This window comes from Pedobacter cryoconitis (assembly GCF_014200605.1).
Lineage (GTDB): Bacteria > Bacteroidota > Bacteroidia > Sphingobacteriales > Sphingobacteriaceae > Pedobacter > Pedobacter cryoconitis_B.
Map to the genome: position 1 here is coordinate 1 of NZ_JACHCE010000003.1, position 21,454 is coordinate 21,454.

Sequence of the window (21,454 nt, forward strand, 5' to 3'; positions counted from 1 at the left end):
TAGACTTAAAAAACTCGCGCGGTTCATGTACTTTGAACTTGTACGTGTTTACCTCGCTACGTTTGTAAATGACATCTCTTTAATGAACTTCTCGGTAGTACCTCACGGTTACCTTTATATGTTGCAATGATTTACTTTCTAATTCCTTAAGTCTTAATGTTCTTCAGGTCTCTTCCAGTATTTCAATGTTTCAATCTTGTTGTTATTGCTCCAGCAACATCCGTTGTAAAGCTTCCCGTTTTTGTTGGGACTGCAAAGGTAGAAATCTTTTTCGTTTTGTCAAGCTTTTTATTTTTTATTTTTAGAAGTTTTTTATCCCTTCCTAAAATGCTCAAACACAATCCTACTTTACAGCCTTTCAATCCTCAGCACTCATCTTTTTCACTGTTTCCCTTCCTCCGAAGCGGGATGCAAATGTAGGAAAATTTAACTATAAGCCAAACAATGTCCCACTATTAATTGTACGCTTCACCTAACTACATGATTTACAACAAGAAATAATCCCGGTTAATTCAGACAGCGAAAGAATAAGTAACAGCACACCTCCATTTAGCCAGGGAAAACCAGGAACTAAGCTATACAAATCGCAGCTTAAACACACCGCATACCCTGCAAATCATAACCCAAACGATTCAAAACACAAATTAATCCCTCCTAAATATATCCTGATATACTCAAAACACATCATAAACGATTCCCCTTCACTTTAAACTACCCGTCAAACCATCAATTTCCTCTCAGATACCTTCCTGCTACCCTATCCAGAAAACACAAACAATAACAAACAGGCCTTTCCTGTGTAAAACAGATTAAGGAATCTGAAGTAAAAAGGCAAAACGGCCCCAGGGATATCAAATAATGAGGTAAAACAAAATAGCTACAATACCTTAATCAACTATAATCAGCGAAAGACATCCAGGCAGGCAGACCCCGGATAACACACAATCAGCCCCAAACAGTGTCACAGACAATGTTCAACGAATGTACAACCAATGTTAAACCTATACACTCCCTATCCTTGATACGGATTTCAACCCCGTATCAACCCCGATTCAACCATAGCTTTAATATAGTATAAGGATTCCTGCAACATTGCCTGAAATAGCCGTTAACCACTAGTCAACACACTTTCTCCATTTCAACGCTATTCATACTTATATACTATATAGAAAAGTGACACCTCAACCCCTCAATTTCCTTCTCAAAACCCTTCCTTACCGCATTCTCTATTCAATCTTCACAATATTTAGATTTTATTCTTAAATTTGCAGCTGTTAAACGCCGTTTGCAGCGGTATCAATTTTTTATGGAAAAATTCAATACAATACTATACTATTGCTATAGCCCTATAGCAAATGCAGAACAATTTGCAGCTGATCACCTTAAATTTTGTAAATCATTAGGTCTTGTTGGACGGATCATCGTTGCAGATGAAGGTTTAAACGGAACAGTTTCAGGTACTGAAAGTGCTTGTAAAGCTTATATGACAGCAGTTCATGCAGATGAACGTTTCGCAAAAACAGAATTTAAGATCGATGAGGTTCCTGAACCATCCTTCATTAAAATGCATTGCCGCTATAAATCAGAGATTGTACATTCTGGTTTAAGAGATACAAGTATTATCGATCCTAATGAGCAAACAGGAAAACACCTTGAACCCGCAGCATTTAAAGAAATGCTGGATCAGGAAGACGTAATTATCCTGGATGTACGTTCCAATTATGAACACAGTCTTGGCAGATTCAAAAACGCTATTACCCTTGACATAGACAACTTCAGGGAATTCCCGGAAAAAATCAATGAACTGGCGCAATACAAAGACAAAAAAGTCCTTACTTATTGTACCGGGGGGATTAAATGTGAAAAAGCCTCTGCCCTATTGCTTCATCATGGCTTTAATGATGTTTACCAATTACATGGTGGTATTATTAAATATGGTAAAGAAGCTGGTGGTGAAGATTTCGAAGGTAAATGTTACGTATTTGATAACCGTATAGCTGTAGATGTAAACTCAGTAAACCCAACTATCGTATCTAAATGCTATAACTGTGGTACAACTACTGCAAAAATGATCAACTGCGCCAATCCGGAATGTAATGAACACATTACTCAATGTGATGAATGTGGTACAAAACTAGAAGGATGCTGCTCTGCTGCTTGTGTAACTAATCCACGCCGTCGTCCATATGATGGAACTGGTTACTATGTAAAAGTTCCACAGCAAGTAAATGTCTCTGTAAAATAACTATTACGGCTTCAGTGGCAATCATTGAAGCCTATCTATATTCGCTGTTTTTAATGCATTTGGTCAGGATTTTTAAATCTTAACCGACCGTATTAAAAACAGTTTATTTTTAACCCTAATTATTTTATTAGATTTGATTATAGGAGTCCGCTTAAAATTTAAGCAGGTCTATAAAAAACTAACCAAAATTTTTACAGGTATAAAATTGTCAAATCACGCAGAAAATAATCAGGATGAACTCCTTCAGCAACTTATTGCCGGAGATGAAAGTGGTTTTGCTGGTTTATACGACTTGTATAACCGCGCTATATATAATTTTATAATCAGGTTTGTACACTCTGTGCCCCTTGCAGAAGACCTTACGCAAGAAGTCTTTATTAAAATCTGGGAAAACAGACTCTACCTCAAAAGTGTAAAATCCTTTAAAGCTTATTTGTTTACCGTAGCACGTAATCACACCTTAAACAGTCTTAAAGTAGTTTTCCGTTCTGAAGCGGCAATTGGAGAAGTTATCAAAAGTTTTATTGATACCAGAAGCGAAACCGAAGAAGATATCTTACACAAAGAATATCTTGAATTCTTAAAGAAAACGATGGATGCCCTTCCCGAAAGGACAAGGCAGATTTTCAAACTTTGCCGCGAACAGGAGAAAACTTATGACGAAGTCGCTAAATCTCTGAACATTTCGCGCAATGCAGTAAAAAATCACATGGTCCAATCCATGAAATTACTAAGTTCTTCTATCAAAAAAGAATTTGGAATCTCTTTAACCCTGTTTATGATCATTTTAAATGGCATTCGATAGTAAAAGCATTTAGCAAACCATAAAAACCATATTTTTTTTTCAATATCAGCTACCCTGTCCTGTCTTTTTATTGTCTTACTATTAAGAAGCCGGCAATTATGAACGAAGACTACCTCAGGAAACTAGTTAAAAGATATCTTGATAAAAAATCTACAGACGAGGAGCTGGAGGTTTTCGTATACCTGATGAAACAGGGTAAACTGGATCAATATATTCAGGAAGTAATGGATACAGATATCAAGGCAGCTACCGACATCAATATTCCTCAGCCCGCTATCAATCACCCTAAAAAAGGACCTATCAGTTTATATCTGAAAATTGCCGCCAGTATATTACTAGTTTCAGGCTTAATCAGCTTCCTCTATTTTTATAAAAACGATAAACAGCAATTCACAGCGATTAACACGATCAGCATAAATAACCATACCGGCATTATTTATAAAGAAGTTTTACCAGACGGAACCCAGGTCTGGCTAAATCCAAATGCCAGTTTAAGCTACCCTTCAAAATTTGGGAAGTTCCGTGAAGTAACTATGCAGGGCGAAGCATTTTTCAACGTAACTAAAGATCACCAGCACCCATTTATCATTACAAGTGGCAACGTATTAACCAAAGTTTGGGGAACAAGTTTTCGTATCCGCTCTATTCCGGGCGAAAACAGCACTAAAGTATCTGTGTTAACTGGAAAGGTATCTGTAAGTATTCCTGTAAAGGCTTCAACTACCCTAAAGGAACCTGAAGAGGTTATTTTGCTCCCGCAGCAGGAAGCTACTTATCAAAAGACAGTCAATCATTTATTGAAGACACCAGTATCACCGTCTTCCGATTTAAAAATCTGGAACAATGTAAATCTGTCTTTCGAAAATGCAACGATTGAACAGGTTACAAAAATTTTAAGTCAGCATTATAACCTGCAAATACAAGCACAGGGTAAGCAGTTAAATGAATATCGGTTAACTGCAGACTTTACAGATAAAAACCTTGCAGATATACTCTTCCTCATCTGCAGGTCAGTACATACTACTTATGTGAGGAACGATCAGCAAATTATTTTAAAAAACTAAACTCAACCATAAACCTAACCAAAAACCAGAACCACATGCCAAAATAAAAGCCCCATAAATTTTCAGAAAAAGGAACAGAAGTGTTCTCACCACTCCTGTTCATAATAACAATTCCCACATTGATAGAGCGTCTAATCCGCTCTAAAGGGGAATTATTTGTCTCATTTGTTCAAAAGAAACATTCTAATTTATGAATTTAATTTTACAAGACCGTATTGGCTTATTTAAAATTATGAAAGTCACCTTGAGTCAACTAGCCATTGTACTTGCTCTTTCAGGCGCTTCTTATGCCGAAAACAGCAAAGCTCAGGATGTTGTATTAGACCGGTCAATCAATATTTCTGTAAAAAACAGAAGCCTGGAAACCGTGTTAAAAAAAGTAACTTCAATCACTTCAGTAAAGTTCATTTACAGTAAAGACTTCGTCAATACTGACGCTTTAGTCTCAGTTGATGCGAAAAATCAACCGCTAAGAAACTTACTCAATGATTTACTGAATAAATACAACATCCATTATGAGATTATTAACGGGGATATTTTACTGGAAGTACAACCAGCACAATCTCCGGCAAACGGAAAACAAAACGATTCGAATCAGCAGCAACTGATTTCCGGAACAGTAACCAGCAACAACGGAGAATCTTTACCGGGAGTAAGCGTATTTGTCAAAGGAACCAAATCAGGCACCTATACTGACGGTTCAGGGAAATACGTCATCAAAGCCCCTGATGCCAACAGCGTCCTGGTTTTTGAATATCTTGGTTATGTTCACAAAGAAGTACCTGTAGCCGGAAGAACTCTAGTGAATGTGATTTTAACAGAAGATTCACATCAGCTGGGTGAAGTTGTGGTAACCGCCTTAGGGATTAAACGTTCAGCTAAAGAACTTGGTTATGCTACACAGCAGGTCAATTCCAAAGATCTTACCCAAAGCAGGCCAACCAATCTTGCTGCCGGACTATCGGGAAAAGTAGCTGGTTTACAAATTGTACAGACCAATAACCAGATAGATGCCGGTGATCAGATCAGAGTTGTGCTTCGTGGAAACAGATCTTTCCAGGGTAGCAACCAGGCCTTATTGGTATTGGACGGAGTTGTAGTGCCCTTAAGTTACCTGAATTCTATCAACCCAAATGATGTTGATAATGTAAACATCCTTAAAGGAGCAAACGCAGCCGCTTTATATGGTTCTGAAGCTTCGAACGGGGTAATGATTGTAACGACTAAACATGGCGTGAAAGATCAGACACAGATTACTTATACCAATACTACACAATTGAATCAGCTGGCCTATTTCCCTAAAATGCAAACACAGTTTGGGGGTGGTTCAGGTCAGGATGTTTATGGTTTCCCTCAGTACACCCCTATTGAAAATCAAAACTTCGGTGATCGCTTTGACGGAAGCCTGCGTCCTTTGGGCCGTACGCTGCCTGATGGATCTATACAGATGACTCCTTATTCAAATTTATCAGATGAGAAGAAGAAATTCTTTCAAACTGGAATTGATGAGCAGAATGACCTTAGTTACAGTACAGGAAATGATAAAGGGTCTACCTATATCAATATTCAGCGTGTAAATAGCAAAGGTTATGTACCTGGAGACTTTGCTAACCGTACTGCTGCCAGATTTAATGGCACGCGTATTTACAATAAACTAAAAATAGACTATACGCTAAACTATACACAAAAGAATTATGATAAGTCTTATTCACAGATTTATAATAATATTATCAATACACCGGCAAATATTCCGCTTACTCAGTATAAAGATATCAACTCGCTATACGGAAGTTTAGACAATTACTTTAATGACTATGGGCTAAATCCTTATTTCTATTTACAGCAGCAACGTAATAATGAACGCAGGGATGATCTTTTAGGCAACCTGTCTTTATCTTATGATGTAGCTCCATGGCTGAATTTAACAGCCAGAGGTGGTATTACTACTTATACTAAAAATGGGAAGTATATAAAAAAGGCAGTGAGTTATTCTGATTTTGCACATGACAGCGGTAAGGCAATTGCTAACCCTCAGAATTCTCCGGCAACTGAATCTGATTATTCCAGCTTTAACAGCCGTATGGAAGGAAACTTCATGGCTACTTTTAAAAAGAAAGTCTCAGATTTCAACTTTACACTGATTGCCGGTGCGCAAACTATACAGAAATCAATTCGTGATATCAATGTCGGAACTGATTTCCTGGTTATTCCGGATTTCTATAATGTAGGTTACAGAGCTGGCGATGCCAATGTTTCAGAAACCAGCAGAAAAGACAGACAGCTTGCTGCTTTCGGAGATTTGACTGTAGGTTATAAAGACTATTTATTTCTGCATGCTTCGGGCCGTAATGACTGGGATTCAAGACTGGATGCAAAAAACCGTTCTTTCTTTTACCCTTCTGCAGATCTTTCCTTTGTATTTACAGATGCCTTCAAATCACTTAAAGAAAATAAAATACTTTCTTATGGTAAAATCAGAGGGGGGATAGCTAAGGTCTATGCCGTACAGTTTGACCCTTACTCTCTGGAAGCCACATTTGATGTCGGTTCAGGTTTTCCTTATGGAAGTACTGCAGGATACAGCGTTGGTGGTACAGTCTATGCACCTGATTTGAAACCTGAGCAAACAGTTTCTTCTGAGATAGGTTTGGAATTAGGCTTCTTCAATAACAGGATCACCATGGAAACTTCCGCTTACTGGGAAACCACAAAAGATCAGGAGATTTTAAAAGGGATCAATATTTCGGGTGCTACTGGTTTCACCAATGCAGTAATCAATACCGGATCAGGGAAAAACAAAGGTCTGGAATTATCGCTGAAAGGTTCACCATTTGTCAGTCAAAACGGACGTGGCGTGACCTGGAACATCGGTGTTAACTATTCATACAATACCAACAAAGCGGTTGAACTTTACCAGGGATTGCCAAACTTAAGTATTGGTAACAACAACTATATTGTTAAAGATCAGCCATACCCTGTTTTAATGGGTACTGGTTTTGCAAAAGATCCGCAGGGAAGAACGATTGTAAATGCAGGGACTGGTTTTCCGGTTTTAAGTCCGACGAATATCCTTTTCGGACAAACCACACCTAAAAACATTCTGGGTATCAGCTCTAGCTTAAGTTATCACAACTTCACTTTATCGGGCACAGCCGAATACCGCAGCGGAAGCGTAGTTTACAGTGGTGCAGGCAGTACAATGGATTTCTCCGGAATCAGCTATGGTTCTGCTACAAACGGCCGCGAACGTTTTGTTTATCCTAATTCGGTGATAGAAACTTCTCCGGGTGTATATGTTCCGAATACCAATATTACCACCAGAACCGGGGGGATTGATTATTGGGCGGGTTCGACAACACGCTACGATGTATTACAAAATTATGTAACCAGTGCAGCTTTCTGGAAAATCCGTGAGTTATCTATTGGTTATGAAATTCCTGCGAAAGTTCTGGAACATACCAAATTTATTAAAAGGGCAAATTTTGCTTTAGTAGGCAGAAACCTGTTTATGTTCAGACCAAAAAGCAATATGTACAGTGATCCGGAATATAATGCGACCACTGACAATGCACAAGGATCAAACAACCTGAATCAAACTCCGCCAACACGTATTTACGGCTTTACAGCTACCATAACTCTTTAAATTATGCAAAAGCTTAAAAATAAATCAACATTATTTTGTCTTGCAGCCTTATTACTTTTAGGGGCATGCAAAAAAGGTTACCTGGATATTAACACCAATGTGAACAAACCAACAGATGTAATTCCAGGTTTAGTTTTAACCAATGCGCTGAATTCAACAGCAAAAAGCACAACAGGATCAAGCAGTTTCTATCAGTTTGCATCTGCATGGATTGGTTACTGGAATTTTAGCGGTGCTGTAGCTGCATTTGCAGAAGAGCGCAGTTATCAGTTTACCACAAACTATAGTGGTGTTGTGAATATCTGGAATTCTTTATACCATAACCTGGAAGATTACGATTATGTAGAAAAAAAGGGAGTGGCTACTAAAAATCCGTTTTATGTGGCCGTGGCAAAAACCATGAAGGCCTATGACTTTCAGAATTTAGTGGATGTATATGGCAATATTCCTTATAGCCAGGCGCTGAAATCCACTGCAGTGATCAGACCGGGATATGATAAAGCACAGGATATTTATGAAGACCTGGCTAAACAATTAGATACAGCCGCTTCTTTGTTCAAAGCAAATGCAGGAAAAGTTTCTTCAGCTGATGCTGCTTTTGACATCATGTATAAAGGTGATGCCGGCAAATGGGGAAAATTCGCAAATACGCTTAAACTGCGTTTATTATTACGTCAGTCTGAAATTCCCGGAAGAGGTAATTATATCCTTGGGGAAATTGCTAAAATCAATGCCAATGGTTTAGGCTTTATCGGAGCCGGAGAAACTGGTGCTGTTAATCCGGGATATAATAATTCGGCAGGAAAGCAAAATCCATTCTGGGCTACTTTTGGTTATACGCCCCTTGGCAAAACAGCACCAACGGATAATCACCGCTATTTTATTGCCAGTGAATACGCGATTAACTTTTATCAGAATAACAATGATCCAAGACTCGGCAAATTATATACGACCATTAACGACGGGAAAGGTACTACCTATTCGGGCAGTCCATTTGGTCCTACCGCTAATTCTGGTGATAATCCAGAGTTTAGATCTGCTATCGGAACCGGCTTATTAAAAAGTGCAGATATGGCACAGCCTTTACTGACAGATGTTGAAGCATTGTTTCTTCAGGCAGAAGCTGCTCAGCGTAATTATATCAGCGGTGATACCCGTGCTTTATATGAGTCAGCTATCCGCCAATCGTTTACCTATCTGGGTGCCGATAATGTAGCGACCTATCTAAAAGCCGATGTCGCAAACTGGGATATAGCTGCTGATAAACTTAAACTGATCATGACCCAGAAATGGGCAGGTATGAATGGGCTCAACGATATGGAATCGTGGGCTGATTACCGCAGATTGAACATTCCTGCCGACATTCCCATTTCAAATAACCCGGCAGCATCTACCCGTCAGATTCCTGTACGTTTATTGTATCCGCAGAGCGAGTATAATTATAACCCGGATAATGTTCTGGGCCAGGGAACAATCAGCCAGTTTACTTCGAGAATTTTCTGGGATATCAATTAATAGGGTGTTTAATTTTAAGCTAAAGAATATGTACAAAAGATCATTATATAACTTTTTAATCGGGACACTGATCATCAGCAGCTTTTCTGCCTGTCTGAAAGATGATTCTCAGCCCGATTTCACACAAAACAAACCAATTATTGAATTGCCAATAGGTTCTTCGAATTCGAATGGTGCCGGCAATACGATTGATGCTGCATTTATACAGGATGAAGTTCCTTCAGACTATTTTATTTATGTGAATTATGCTGCGCCGGATGCTAATCCACAGGATGTAACGGTAACGCTAACTGTAGATGGTGCCGCTTTGGATAAATACAACCAGGCCAATAATAAAAATTACACGCTATTACCACCAGCAGGTTATACCCTGGCTTCTAATAAAGTTGTCATACCTGCAGGACAACGTAAAGTTCAGCTTCCTGTCAAGATCAATACGATAAATCTGGACCCGACTAAAACTTATGCTTTGCCTGTAACCATTACTGATGGGGGTGGCTTTACGGTTAGCGGTAACTTTGGAACATTGATTTCTGTGATTACGCTGCGAAACAGATGGGATGGGGTCTATACCCTTACCGGGACCATGAATGATACCATGGATGGTACTTTTACAGGTGCTTATCCAAGAACTGTTCAGCTGGTTACACGCGGCACGTATACAGTAGCATTGTATGATCCCGGATATAATTCATTTGCGCATGCGATTCTGAATAGTGGTGCAAACAGTACTTATGAAACTTTTAGCCCTGTATTTACCATTGACCCTGCGACAAATGCGGTTACCAGTACCGTAAATTATTATGGACAACCTTCGCCCAAAGGATATGCAGCCCGAATAGACCAGACAGGAGACAATAAATTCGTGATGTCCGCAACCGGAAAAGTCCCTGTAAGTTTAAAGACGAAATACATTTTGATAAAAGATGGTGCCGACAGAACATTCTTTGATGAAAGCTGGACCTACAAGTCTGCAAGATAATTGTAATAGAGACTGATTTATATTCATTTTTTTTTGAAAAGAGCCGGTTTAAATTTAAACCGGCTCTTTCGTTTATGGATAAATATGTTTTAATGTGGTTGCAAACGCGGGCCGGAAAGGAAAATCACACCCTATGTGTTTGACTTTATAAAGGGAAACTAATTTTTAATGTATAATTTGCAGCTTTTATTTTTATAAGAAGCTGTTTGCATTTAAATAGTTTCCAAATATTGAGCATCCATTTTATAAATGAAAATCCGTTATCTCCTGAATTACCTGTTGTTCCTGTGTTTTATTTTAACAGGTACGCTGCTTAAGGCCTCACAAATAAAGAGTATTGGTGTTCCTTATGTTCAGAATTTTCCAAAATCAGTTTACCTTTCCGGAAATCAAAACTGGGCCATCGCAAAAGATAGACAGGGAATCATGTATTTTGGGAATACACAAGGCCTGTTAACTTATGACGGCAAATACTGGCAGCAATATCAATTGCCTAACCGTCAAATTGTGCGTTCGGTTGCAGCTGGTAACAATGGAATGATTTATACAGGTGCCTTCGGCGAATTTGGGTACTGGTCTACACAAAATAAAAAACTAACCTATACTTCATTAGTTAAACTTATCCCCGGAAAAGGACAACTCACTGATGAGGTATGGAAAATCATTGTAGATGGCAAAAGAATTATCTTTCAGTCATTCACTACGATTTATAGCTACGAAAACAATAAAATCACCAAGATTAAAGGACCAGGCTCATTTCTTTTCCTGCACCATGTTGGCAGCAGATTTTTAGTTGAAGTACTCGATAAAGGGATCTTTGAACTGAAAGGGCACAATCTTATACCTCTGCCGCATACAGATCTGACTGTACCAAAAAATATCATGACGATTCTTCCTTATAAAAACGGAAGTATGTTAATTGGGACCAGCAAAGATGGTCTGTTTATTTATAATGGATCAACTTTTACCCCTTTTAATATCCCGGCAAATGATTTTCTCAAAACATTTCAGCTCAATAATGGCAGCAGGATCAACGATAAGTATTATGCCTTTGGTACGATCCTGAACGGACTGATATTAATTGATCAGGATGGAAATACGGTCCAGCAAATCAATAAGTCAAGGGGTTTGCAAAACAACACCGTTTTAAGTGTATTTACTGATGATGAACAGAACTTATGGGCAGGTCTGGACAATGGGATTGACAGGGTCGAACTGAATTCTCCGCTTTATTTTTATCTGGATAAGGCCGGACAGTTTGGAACAGTGTATTCCAGCCTGATTTATAATAACAATATTTACCTGGGTACAAATCAGGGCCTTTTTTATAGCCCATGGAGTCCGGGAAACAGTAAAAACTTTAATACTTTCGATTTCAGGCTGGTCCCAAATTCACAGGGACAGGTATGGGACCTGAGTGTATTGGATGGTCAGCTGATTATGGGTCATAATGTTGGCAGTTTTAGAGTAACAGGTAATCAGCTTGAAAAGATTTCCAGTTCAAGCGGTGGCTGGACCATTAAAAAATTAAACAGCAATCCCGACTATCTGATTCAGGGAACTTATAACGGCCTGGTTTTATACCGCAAAGATGCGAACGGACAATGGAGATATTTTACAAAAATAGAGAACTTTGATATCCCATCCCGCTATGTAGAACAGGATTCCAGGGGAGATATCTGGGTAAGTCATGCTTATAAAGGTTTATACAAGCTTACTTTAAGCCCCGACTTTAAAAGGGTCATCAAAAAGAATTATTATGATGAGAAGAATGGTCTTCCTGGTAATTATAACATCAACCTGTTTACCCTGGAGAATAAACTAATCTTCTCTTCTGATGCTGGTTTTATGCTTTATGATGATATCAGTAATCGTTTTACACCCTATAAGGAATTAAACAAAGGTTTGGGAAGTTTCGCCAATTCGAATAAGATTATCAGCGCAGGTGTCAAGAAATACTGGTTTATTAATCATGGAAAAACTGCCATGGTCGATTTCAGCGAGCCAGGCAGACTGATTGTAGATTCTAACAGGCTCAGTTTACTGGATGGCAGAATGGTTCAGTATTATGAAAATATCAGTCCGATCAGTAATTCTATGCATTTAGTGAGTGTAGATGACGGTTTTGTGATCTACGATGCCATAGCAGGTAACCATCCCGGAAAGAAAAACGTCTTACCTGCCGTTCTGATCAGAAGAGTAGAGGACGTGACCGATGTTTATAAAACAATCAGCGAAAACGGAAACAGTGGTGGAGAGATTGAAATACCTTTTAACAGAAATAATATCAGGATCTCTTTTGCACTGCCTTATTACAGACAGGCAAAGATCAAGTTCCAGTATTACCTGGAAGGATATGCGAACCAATGGTCTGAATGGAGCCCTTCTTCACAAAAGGATTTCACCAATCTGGCCAAAGGGCATTACAGGTTCCTGGTGCGTGCCAAAATTAATGATGAACTGGTGAGTAAGGTCAGTGTATTTGAATTTACAGTCCTCCCTCCTTTTTATGCGAGCAACTGGGCCTTCGCTTTATATGTCATCCTGATTATTCTGCTGTTTATACTGGCGAAGAAACAATATCAGTTAAGACTTCAGAAAGATCATGAGGAGATTGTGGCAAAAGTACAATTGGAAAAAGAGATTTTCCTGAAGAAAGAAGCGGAAGAAAGAGAAAGACAATTGAACATCATTCAAACAGAGAGACTCCAGGCAGAGCTGAAAAGTAAAAATCGGGAACTGGCAAATTCGGCCATGAGCCTGGTTTATAAAAATGAGCTGCTGCAGAAGTTAAGTCAGGAAATGATCAAGCTGAAAGATGAAAAAGGTAAGGCACTTGCCGATGATCAGTTCAGAAAAATACAGAAGGTTATCGACGAAGGAATGAATGATGAGCGGGACTGGAATTTATTCGAGACTAGCTTCAATGAAGCACATGGAAGCTTCTTCAAAAAGCTTAAAGCAAGCCATCCTGACCTGGTACCAAACGACCTTAAACTCTGTGCTTATCTGCACATGAATATGAGCAGTAAAGAAATGGCCTCACTGTTGAATATCTCCCTGAGAGGTGTCGAAATCAGAAGATACAGGCTGCGCAAGAAACTGAACATACCCCACGATAAGAACCTTGCAGAGTTCTTTATGGAACTTTAGGACTACATCATTACTACACAAAGCCACGAAAACGTTTTAAATACATCAATTCTTCTTTCACAAGCATTCTATCACCTATCCTACCTTAAAGGTTGCTTCAGCAGCCTTTTTACAGCAATAAAGCTTATTGTAATTTTTACACAAAGCTATACTGATGTAATAATGTAGAGGCGTTTTCTTTGTTTATGCCCCAAATCCGACAGAGATTTAACGAACTATTAACACAAAACCAATAATCAGTATGAAACGAATCTTTACAAAATTTTCTGTTTTAACTTTTCTATGTTTGCTTTTTATAAACGCAGCATCTGCCCAAAACATTACTGTTAAGGGTACCATTTCAGATGGTCAGGACAAGACAACAATTCCTGCAGTGAGCGTCGTTGTAAAAGGGACAACCGTAGGAACCCAAACAGATGCTAATGGCAGATATGCCATCAGCGTTCCGGCTAACGGAACTTTAGTTTTCACCTATATAGGATACAATACACAGGAGGTTCCTGTAAACAATCAAACAACACTTAACGTGACTTTAGCTTCCAGCTCTCAGCAATTAGAGCAGGTCGTAGTAGTTGGTTATGGTACACAACGTAAAGTTGATGTAACGGGTTCTGTAGCGAGCCTTAAAGGAACTGAGATTTCTAAGCAAGCTTCGACTAACCCGGTAAGTGCATTACAGGGTAAAGTAGCCGGTGTTTCTATTACCAACTCTGGTACACCAGGTGCATCTCCACAAATTAACATCAGGGGTTTAGGTACGATATTCGGTAACCAGGCTCCTTTATATGTAGTGGATGGTGTATGGTACAGCGATATCAACTTCCTGAATCCAGGTGATATCGAAAACATGAGTATTTTAAAAGATGCGTCAGCGCAGTCTATTTATGGTATCCGTGCAGCGAATGGTGTAGTTTTAATTACTACTAAAAAAGGGAAATTAGGTTCTGCGACCACAATTAACTACGATGCCTATGCTGGATTCCAGACGGTAACGAATAAAGTTAAAATGGCTAATGCTACTGAATATGCGACTTTGACCAATGAGTTATATACTTATAACGGTCAGGCCCCATTATTTAAGGATACAAATTTAGGAACCGGTACAGACTGGTACAAACAGATCTTACAGAATGCTTTCGTGATGAACCACAATATATCTATTGCTGGTGGTACTGAAAAATCTACTTACAATGTTTCCCTGGGTTATTTGAACCAGGACGGTATTGTAAAAACAAATAACTTTAAAAGATATACTGCAAGAGTATCCAATGATATTCAGATCTTCAAAGCCCTGAAAGTAGGATATAACATTACTGGCGTAGGTAGTGAGTCAAGAGATGTTCCTCAAACTATTTTCCACCAGATGTACTCTGCTTCTCCAACGATATCAGTATTTAATCCTGATGGAACTTACGGTGATCCAAAATTACAGAACTTAGGGGATGGAGCTAATTTCAATCCACAGGCTACACTTGATTTCTTTAATCAGAGAACAAAGGATTACAGAGCTACGGGTAATGTGTATGCTGAATTAAAATTTGCAGATCATTTCACTTTCAAAACCAGTATTGGCGGAGAATTTGGTCAGACCGAGAACAAGAAATATACTCCGGTTTATTTTGCAACCACAGCGCAAAAAAATGATATCAGTATTTTAGATCTTAAACGTGTTGAAACCAGAAACTGGATTGTAGAGAACACGTTGACTTATCAGAATACCTTTAATACTGATCATAGTCTGACTGTATTGTTAGGCCAGTCTGCACAAAGCAATAAATCTTATACTTTGAATGCTTCTGCACAAAATGTTCCTTTTAACAGTGATGCAGATTTATATTTAAGCTTAGGTGCTCCTGGTACACAAAGTTTAGCCGATGCAGGAACACTGATTAAATTCGCGTCATATTTTGGAAGGGTAAATTATGCTTTCAAAAATAAATACCTGCTGAATGCGTCTATGCGTGCAGATGGTGCTTCTCAGTTCTATGGTAATGAAACATGGGGTTACTTTCCTTCAATCGGTGCCGGATGGGTAGTTACGAATGAAGATTTCATGAAAGATCAAACTGTATTCAGTAACTTAAAAATCAGAGGAAGCTGGGGTAAAGTAGGTAACGCAAGCGTACCGATTAACCCAAGTCAGTCATTAATCTCACAAACAGGTGATATGGTTGCTTTTTTCAACAACCTTCCATATCCTGGTGCGAGTAAAGATATGCTGGTTCCACCAAGTATTGTCTGGGAAAAAGGAATTGGTAGTAATATAGGTTTTGAAGCAGGTTTTCTGAAAAACAGATTAACTATTGAAGGTGATTATTACACCAGAAAAACTTCGAGAGCAATTTTCGCCATACCAGTTCTTGCTTCTTTAGGAACTAAAAATGATATGATCATAGGTAACCAGGCTGATATACAAAACAGAGGTGCTGAACTTTCAGTAAACTGGAGTGATGTAACAGGTGGCGGCTTAACTTATTCGATTGGCGGTAACATCAGTTATAACCAGAATAAAGTATTATCAGTACTTTCTGGTAAAACTCCTATTTATGCAGGTAGCACAGGTCTGACCAATGGTTTTGTAGCTAACAGAACAATGGAAGGCAGTCCTATCGGAGAATTCTTCGGTTATAAAACTGTAGGTATTTTCCAGAATGCAGCAGATATCGCAAATTCACCAACACAATCAGGTGCTTTACCTGGCGGATTTAAATACGCTGATACGAATGGTGACGGAAAAATCAATTCTCAGGACAGAGTTCCATTAGGAAATCCTAACCCTAAATACACTTATGGTGTAAATACAAGCTTCTCTTACAAAAACTTTGATCTTGCTTTAGATTTTCAGGGTGTAGCTGGTGTTCAGATTTATAACTCTAACCTTGCTTACCGTTTTGGAAATGAGAATTTCACTAAAGATTTCGTAGATAACCGCTGGCATGGGGAAGGTACTTCAAATACCTATCCATCTGTAAACATTGGTTCATCAGCTAACTCTGCACCAAGTTCATTCTATGTGAGCAGCGGTTCTTATTTCAGGGTAAGAAATGCACAATTAGGTTATACTTTACCTAAAAGCATTCTGGCGAAATGGAAAATCCAGAAAATCAGAATCTACGCTAATGCTCAAAACGCGATCAACCTGTTTGGTTACAAAGGATTCAGTCCTGAGGTTGGACCTGTACCAGTTGACAATTCGGAAAAGATTGCTGACAGACGTACAAACTCTTTAAATGCTGGTCTTGATGCTAACGTTTATCCGTTATATGCGACTTACAACTTTGGTGTTAACCTTACTTTTTAATCTGAAACATCATGAAACAAAATAAAAACATATATACAAAGACGGTTTTAGGTCTTGGCCTAATCGTTTCTATTGCCATTATTCCTGCTTGTAAAAAGAGCTTTTTAGATGTCCCTCAACAAGGACAACAAAGCAGTGACGTATTCTGGAAAACAGCAGAAGATGCTGGAAAAGGTGTAAATGCAATCTATGGTAACCTGCGTTCATGGGAGAATACAGCTTTCCCTGCTATTGCAATTGAAAGTATGGGTTCTGATGACGCCGAAAAAGGAAGTACACCTAGTGATGCAAGTTTTTTCAATGACTTCGATCAGTTTAGTGTAGATCCTGCACAGGGAAATATTGGTGGTTTCTGGAGCGGACAATACAGAAATATCAATTATGCAAACCAGGTTCTTGATAATGTCCCTGCAATTGTAATGGATGAGGCTTTAAAAGCGAGATACCTGGCTGAAGCTAAATTTGTAAGAGCTTTCTCTTATTTCAGGTTAGTTCGTGCTTTTGGTAATATCCCTTTACGTCTGCATGTTCCAACTGATCCTAACAAGGATTATAATTTGCCACAGACGCCTGCTGCTCAGGTTTATGCACAAATTGAAAAAGATCTGGCTGAAGCTGAGGCTATTTTGCCACAAACCTATCCAGCTGCAGATTTAGGAAGAGCAACCAAAGGCGCTGCTTTAACTTTACATGCTAAGGTAGCGATGTACCAAAAGAAATGGGGAGATGTATTAAATTATACCAACCAGGTAATGGGCATGGGTTATTCATTGTTACCTAATTTTGAACAGGTATTCAGACTGGCTAATGAAAACGGACCAGAATCTATATTTGAAGTTCAGTGTGTTTTATTATCTGGAAATGCAAGCGCATCGAATTCACAGTATTCACAGGTACAGGGTGTACGTGGTACAAGCGGTGTAGATGGTGGCGGATGGGGGTTCAATGTTCCTACTGCTGATTTAGCTGCTGCTTTCGAGCCTGGTGACCCAAGAAGATCAGGTACTATCCTTTTCAGAGGCACAACTACTCCTGAAGGAGATGTGATCCCTGCAGTTGGTGATAACCCAATGTACAACATGAAATCTTACGTTCCTTTCAAATTATATGTAAGTGGTTTCAATGAAGGTGCGCAACAAAATGTACGTATGCTTCGCTATTCTGATGTTTTATTAATGAATGCAGAAGCAGCGAACGAACTGGGTAATTCTGGTCAGGCTTTATCTTCACTTGAACAAGTGAGAAAAAGAGCACGTCAGGGAAATCCTGATATCCTGCCTGCAGTAACAACTACAGATCAGACCGCTTTACGTGCAGCTATCTACAGAGAAAGACGTGTAGAATTTGCTATGGAATTTGACCGCTACTTTGATGTTATCCGTCAGGGAAGAGCTGCCGCAGTTTTCGGTCCTAAAGGATGGAAAGCAAATAGAAATGAAGTTTGGCCTATCCCACAAACAGAAGTCGATCTGAGTGGTGGGGTACTCACTCAAAACCCAGGTTATTAATTCAAACCACACACAATTCTGAGAGGTTGCCGGGCTTAGCCTGGTAACCTCTTTTAACATCATTCAGACCCTGCAAACTAAATACACCGTTACGAAATGAAATTTAACTCTATACTTAGCCTGCTTATTTTAACTGCTGTTAACTTTTCAGCCCTGGCTCAAAAGAAAGAAGTAGCTTTTCAAGGTATTAAACCAGAATTGAAAATACAGAAAAAACTGACTGACGATCAGCTTCTTGATTTGGTACAGAAACAGACTTTCAGATATTTCTGGGACTTTGGTCACCCGGTAAGCGGAATGGCCCGTGAGCGCAGTAATGTTGCTTTCGAATATGGCAATGAAGTAGTTACAATTGGTGGAACAGGTTTTGGGGTGATGGCAACTATTGTAGCTGCTGAGCGTAAATTTATTACCCGCGAACAGGCTGCTGCAAGAACTAAAAAAATTGTAGACTTTTTATATAAAGCCGATCAGTTTCATGGTGCTTTCCCGCATTGGTTAAATGGGGAAACAGGAAAAGTAATCCGTTTCAGTCCTAAAGATGATGGAGCTGACATTGTAGAGACTTCTTTGCTTTTTCAGGGATTACTAACCGCAAGACAATATTATACAGCTGACAATGCTGTAGAAACCGATATCCGCAATAAAATACTATGGATGTGGGAAGGAGTAGAATGGAACTGGTTCACTCAACAACAAAATGTACTTTACTGGCATTGGAGCCCTAATAATGGCTGGAGCATGAACCACCAGATTAAAGGATGGAATGAATGTTTTATCACTTATGTACTGGCCGCATCCTCGCCTAAATCTGCTATTGATAAAAAAGTTTACGAAGAAGGCTGGGCGAACAGCAATACCTTTTTCAATGGAAAGAAATTTGAAGGGATTACCCTTCCGCTTGGTTTTGATTTTGGCGGCCCATTATTCTTTTCACAATATTCCTTTTTAGGACTGGATCCGCGCGGATTGAAAGATCGTTACGCAGATTATTTTGAACAGAATAAAAACCATACTTTAATTAATCATGCCTATTGCGTTGAAAATCCGAAAAAATTTAAAGGCTACGGTGAAAATAGCTGGGGATTAACTGCCAGTGATAGCTGGCAGGGATATGCTGCACACTCTCCTGCTGAGGATTTAAGTGTGATCAGCCCTACTGCTGCATTATCAGCTTTCCCCTATACCCCTGAATATTCAATGAAAGCCTTAAAACACTTCTACTTTGATTTAGGTGATAAAATATGGAGTGAATATGGCTTTGTTGATGGCTTTAGCGAGGAACATAACTGGTATGCGAAATCGCACCTCGCTATTGATCAGGGGCCTATTATCTGTATGATAGAAAACTACCGCAGCGGGTTACTCTGGAAATTGTTTATGAGCAATCCGGATGTTAAAAACGGTTTAAACAAACTGGGTATTGAAAGCCCTGCGTTAACTAAATAAAATGCCGATGAAAAGGAATATTCTGTTATTATGCTTCTTGATTTCAGGCTGTGCCTTATTTGCGCAGAAAAAACAGTTGACCTATTGTAATCCGCTAAACCTGGATTATGGCTATACCCCTATTCCTGATTTTACTAAGCAGGGAAAACATCGCGCAACAGCAGACCCTGTCATTGTAAACTATAAAGGAGATTATTTTTTGTTCTCTACAAACCAGATGGGTTACTGGTGGAGTGCTGATTTATACAACTGGAATTTTGTATCCCGTTCATTCCTCCGTCCGGAGCATAAGGTCTATGATGATTTATGTGCCCCATCGGTATGGATACAGGGTGATACGATGCTGGTTTTTGGTTCTACCTATTCAAAGAATTTCCCGGTATGGATGAGTACAGATCCCAAAAAGGATTCGTGGAAAGAAGTAGTACATGAATTTGAAATTGGTGGATGGGACCCTGCTCATTTTGTAGATGAGGATGGAAAATTATATATGTACAACGGCAGCAGTAATCAATACCCCTTATATGGTGTGGAGCTGAACCGAAAAACTTTTGCCCCTATCGGAACAAGAAAAGAACTGTTACTGCTTAATGACCAGAGATACGGATGGCAGCGTTTCGGTGAAAACCTGGACAATACTTTTCTTGATCCTTTTATTGAAGGCGCATGGATGACTAAATATCATGGTAAATATTATTTACAGTATGGTGGGCCGGCAACAGAATTTAGTGGTTATGCCGATGGTGTAGCTATTTCAAAGAGTCCGCTTGGCCCGTTTGAGCATCAGTCCTTACCGCTTTCTTATAAACCCGGAGGTTTTGCAAGAGGTGCTGGTCATGGAGCTACTTTTCAGGACAGGTGGAAAAATTACTGGCATGTTTCGACAATGGTCGTTTCTGTGAAGAATAATTTTGAACGCCGGCTGGGTATCTGGCCTGCTGGATTTGATAAAGACGACGTGATGTATATGGACGCCGCCTTTGGTGATTATCCGCATTACCTGCCAACAAAAGCTACTGATCATTTAAAGTCCGGTTTTACAGGCTGGATGCTGCTGAATTATAATAAACCGGTTACTGTTTCTTCTACACTGGGTGGCTATACTGCAAATAATGCAGTAGACGAAAATATCAAAACCTACTGGAGTGCGCAAAGTGCTAAAAAAGGGGAATGGATACAGTCTGATTTAGGGAACTTATCTGAGGTAAATGCAGTACAGATTAATTATGCAGACCAGGATGCTGAATTTTCAGGAAAACAAAAAGGTGTTTATCACCAATATAAACTCTCCTATTCTGCAGATGGTAAAAACTGGAAGATACTGGCCGATAAAAGTGCCAGCCAAACAGATGTCCCTCATGATTATATAGAACTGGATAAACCTGTTTCTGCCCGCTTTATCAGATTGGAAAATATCCATATGCCAACCGGAAAATTTGCCATTAGCGGGTTAAGGGTATTTGGTCATGGTAACGGTCAGCAGCCAGCAGCAGTGAAAGATTTCACTGTGCTGAGAACAGAAAAAGACAAAAGAAATTCCTGGATCAGGTGGGATACTGTAGATGGTGCCTATGGGTATAATATTTATTTAGGCACTGCGCCTGATAAATTATACAATAGCATCATGGTTTACCAGGCCAATGAATATTGGTATAAGGGAATGGATAAAGAAAAGCCTTATTATTTCTGCATAGAAGCCATCAATGAAAATGGAGTCTCTGAAAGATCAAAAGTAATCAGGGTTAATTAAAAGAAAACGCAATACACAAATGAAAACCTGGCAATGCCA

At 39.2% G+C, this 21,454-nt stretch carries 11 protein-coding genes; all 11 read left to right on the plus strand.

Annotated elements, in window-relative coordinates; all coding sequences use genetic code 11:
- Positions 1–1,306: 1,306 nt before the first annotated feature.
- The 11 genes from HDE68_RS10885 (at position 1,307) to HDE68_RS10935 (ending at position 21,415) form a co-directional block, all read left to right on the plus strand.
- Positions 1,307–2,245 (plus strand): rhodanese-related sulfurtransferase, encoded by a 939-nt coding sequence (locus tag HDE68_RS10885; protein ID WP_183881782.1) that lies wholly within the window; start codon positions 1,307–1,309, stop codon positions 2,243–2,245.
- A 205-nt stretch (positions 2,246–2,450) separates the two neighbouring features.
- Positions 2,451–3,050, plus strand: a complete 600-nt coding sequence (locus tag HDE68_RS10890) for an RNA polymerase sigma factor (protein ID WP_183881784.1) — start codon at positions 2,451–2,453, stop codon at positions 3,048–3,050.
- Positions 3,051–3,148: 98 nt separating this feature from the next.
- Positions 3,149–4,114 carry a FecR family protein gene (locus HDE68_RS10895; RefSeq protein ID WP_183881786.1) on the plus strand — a complete coding sequence of 322 codons (966 nt, stop codon included), beginning with the start codon at positions 3,149–3,151 and terminating at the stop codon, positions 4,112–4,114.
- A 232-nt stretch (positions 4,115–4,346) separates the two neighbouring features.
- On the plus strand, positions 4,347–7,757 hold the full coding sequence (locus HDE68_RS10900) for a SusC/RagA family TonB-linked outer membrane protein (RefSeq protein WP_183881787.1): 3,411 nt from the start codon (positions 4,347–4,349) through the stop codon (positions 7,755–7,757).
- Between the two features lie 3 nt (positions 7,758–7,760).
- Positions 7,761–9,272 (plus strand): SusD/RagB family nutrient-binding outer membrane lipoprotein, encoded by a 1,512-nt coding sequence (locus HDE68_RS10905; RefSeq protein ID WP_183881789.1) that lies wholly within the window; start codon positions 7,761–7,763, stop codon positions 9,270–9,272.
- A gap of 28 nt (positions 9,273–9,300) precedes the next feature.
- Complete coding sequence (locus HDE68_RS10910; RefSeq protein WP_183881791.1) at positions 9,301–10,254, plus strand: DUF1735 domain-containing protein; 954 nt, start codon at positions 9,301–9,303, stop codon at positions 10,252–10,254.
- 249 nt (positions 10,255–10,503) lie between these two features.
- Positions 10,504–13,407, plus strand: a complete 2,904-nt coding sequence (locus HDE68_RS10915) for a triple tyrosine motif-containing protein (protein ID WP_183881793.1) — start codon at positions 10,504–10,506, stop codon at positions 13,405–13,407.
- Positions 13,408–13,648: 241 nt separating this feature from the next.
- Positions 13,649–16,708: a SusC/RagA family TonB-linked outer membrane protein gene (locus tag HDE68_RS10920; RefSeq protein ID WP_183881795.1), complete on the plus strand. Its 3,060-nt coding sequence runs from the start codon at positions 13,649–13,651 to the stop codon at positions 16,706–16,708.
- An 11-nt stretch (positions 16,709–16,719) separates the two neighbouring features.
- Positions 16,720–18,216 carry a RagB/SusD family nutrient uptake outer membrane protein gene (locus HDE68_RS10925; protein WP_183881797.1) on the plus strand — a complete coding sequence of 499 codons (1,497 nt, stop codon included), beginning with the start codon at positions 16,720–16,722 and terminating at the stop codon, positions 18,214–18,216.
- A 96-nt stretch (positions 18,217–18,312) separates the two neighbouring features.
- Complete coding sequence (locus HDE68_RS10930; RefSeq protein WP_183881799.1) at positions 18,313–19,665, plus strand: glucoamylase family protein; 1,353 nt, start codon at positions 18,313–18,315, stop codon at positions 19,663–19,665.
- 7 nt (positions 19,666–19,672) lie between these two features.
- Positions 19,673–21,415: a discoidin domain-containing protein gene (locus tag HDE68_RS10935; RefSeq protein ID WP_183881801.1), complete on the plus strand. Its 1,743-nt coding sequence runs from the start codon at positions 19,673–19,675 to the stop codon at positions 21,413–21,415.
- The last annotated feature ends 39 nt before the right edge of the window (positions 21,416–21,454 follow it).

Bases quoted from the DNA above. Each gene is read 5' to 3' on its own strand.
- HDE68_RS10935 (WP_183881801.1), top strand. From the start codon at position 19,673: ATGAAAAGGAATATTCTGTTATTATGCTTCTTGATTTCAGGCTGTGCC.
- HDE68_RS10885 (WP_183881782.1), top strand. From the start codon at position 1,307: ATGGAAAAATTCAATACAATACTATACTATTGCTATAGCCCTATAGCA.
- HDE68_RS10900 (WP_183881787.1), top strand. From the start codon at position 4,347: ATGAAAGTCACCTTGAGTCAACTAGCCATTGTACTTGCTCTTTCAGGC.
- HDE68_RS10920 (WP_183881795.1), top strand. From the start codon at position 13,649: ATGAAACGAATCTTTACAAAATTTTCTGTTTTAACTTTTCTATGTTTG.
- HDE68_RS10910 (WP_183881791.1), top strand. From the start codon at position 9,301: ATGTACAAAAGATCATTATATAACTTTTTAATCGGGACACTGATCATC.
- HDE68_RS10925 (WP_183881797.1), top strand. From the start codon at position 16,720: ATGAAACAAAATAAAAACATATATACAAAGACGGTTTTAGGTCTTGGC.
- HDE68_RS10930 (WP_183881799.1), top strand. From the start codon at position 18,313: ATGAAATTTAACTCTATACTTAGCCTGCTTATTTTAACTGCTGTTAAC.
- HDE68_RS10915 (WP_183881793.1), top strand. From the start codon at position 10,504: ATGAAAATCCGTTATCTCCTGAATTACCTGTTGTTCCTGTGTTTTATT.
- HDE68_RS10895 (WP_183881786.1), top strand. From the start codon at position 3,149: ATGAACGAAGACTACCTCAGGAAACTAGTTAAAAGATATCTTGATAAA.
- HDE68_RS10905 (WP_183881789.1), top strand. From the start codon at position 7,761: ATGCAAAAGCTTAAAAATAAATCAACATTATTTTGTCTTGCAGCCTTA.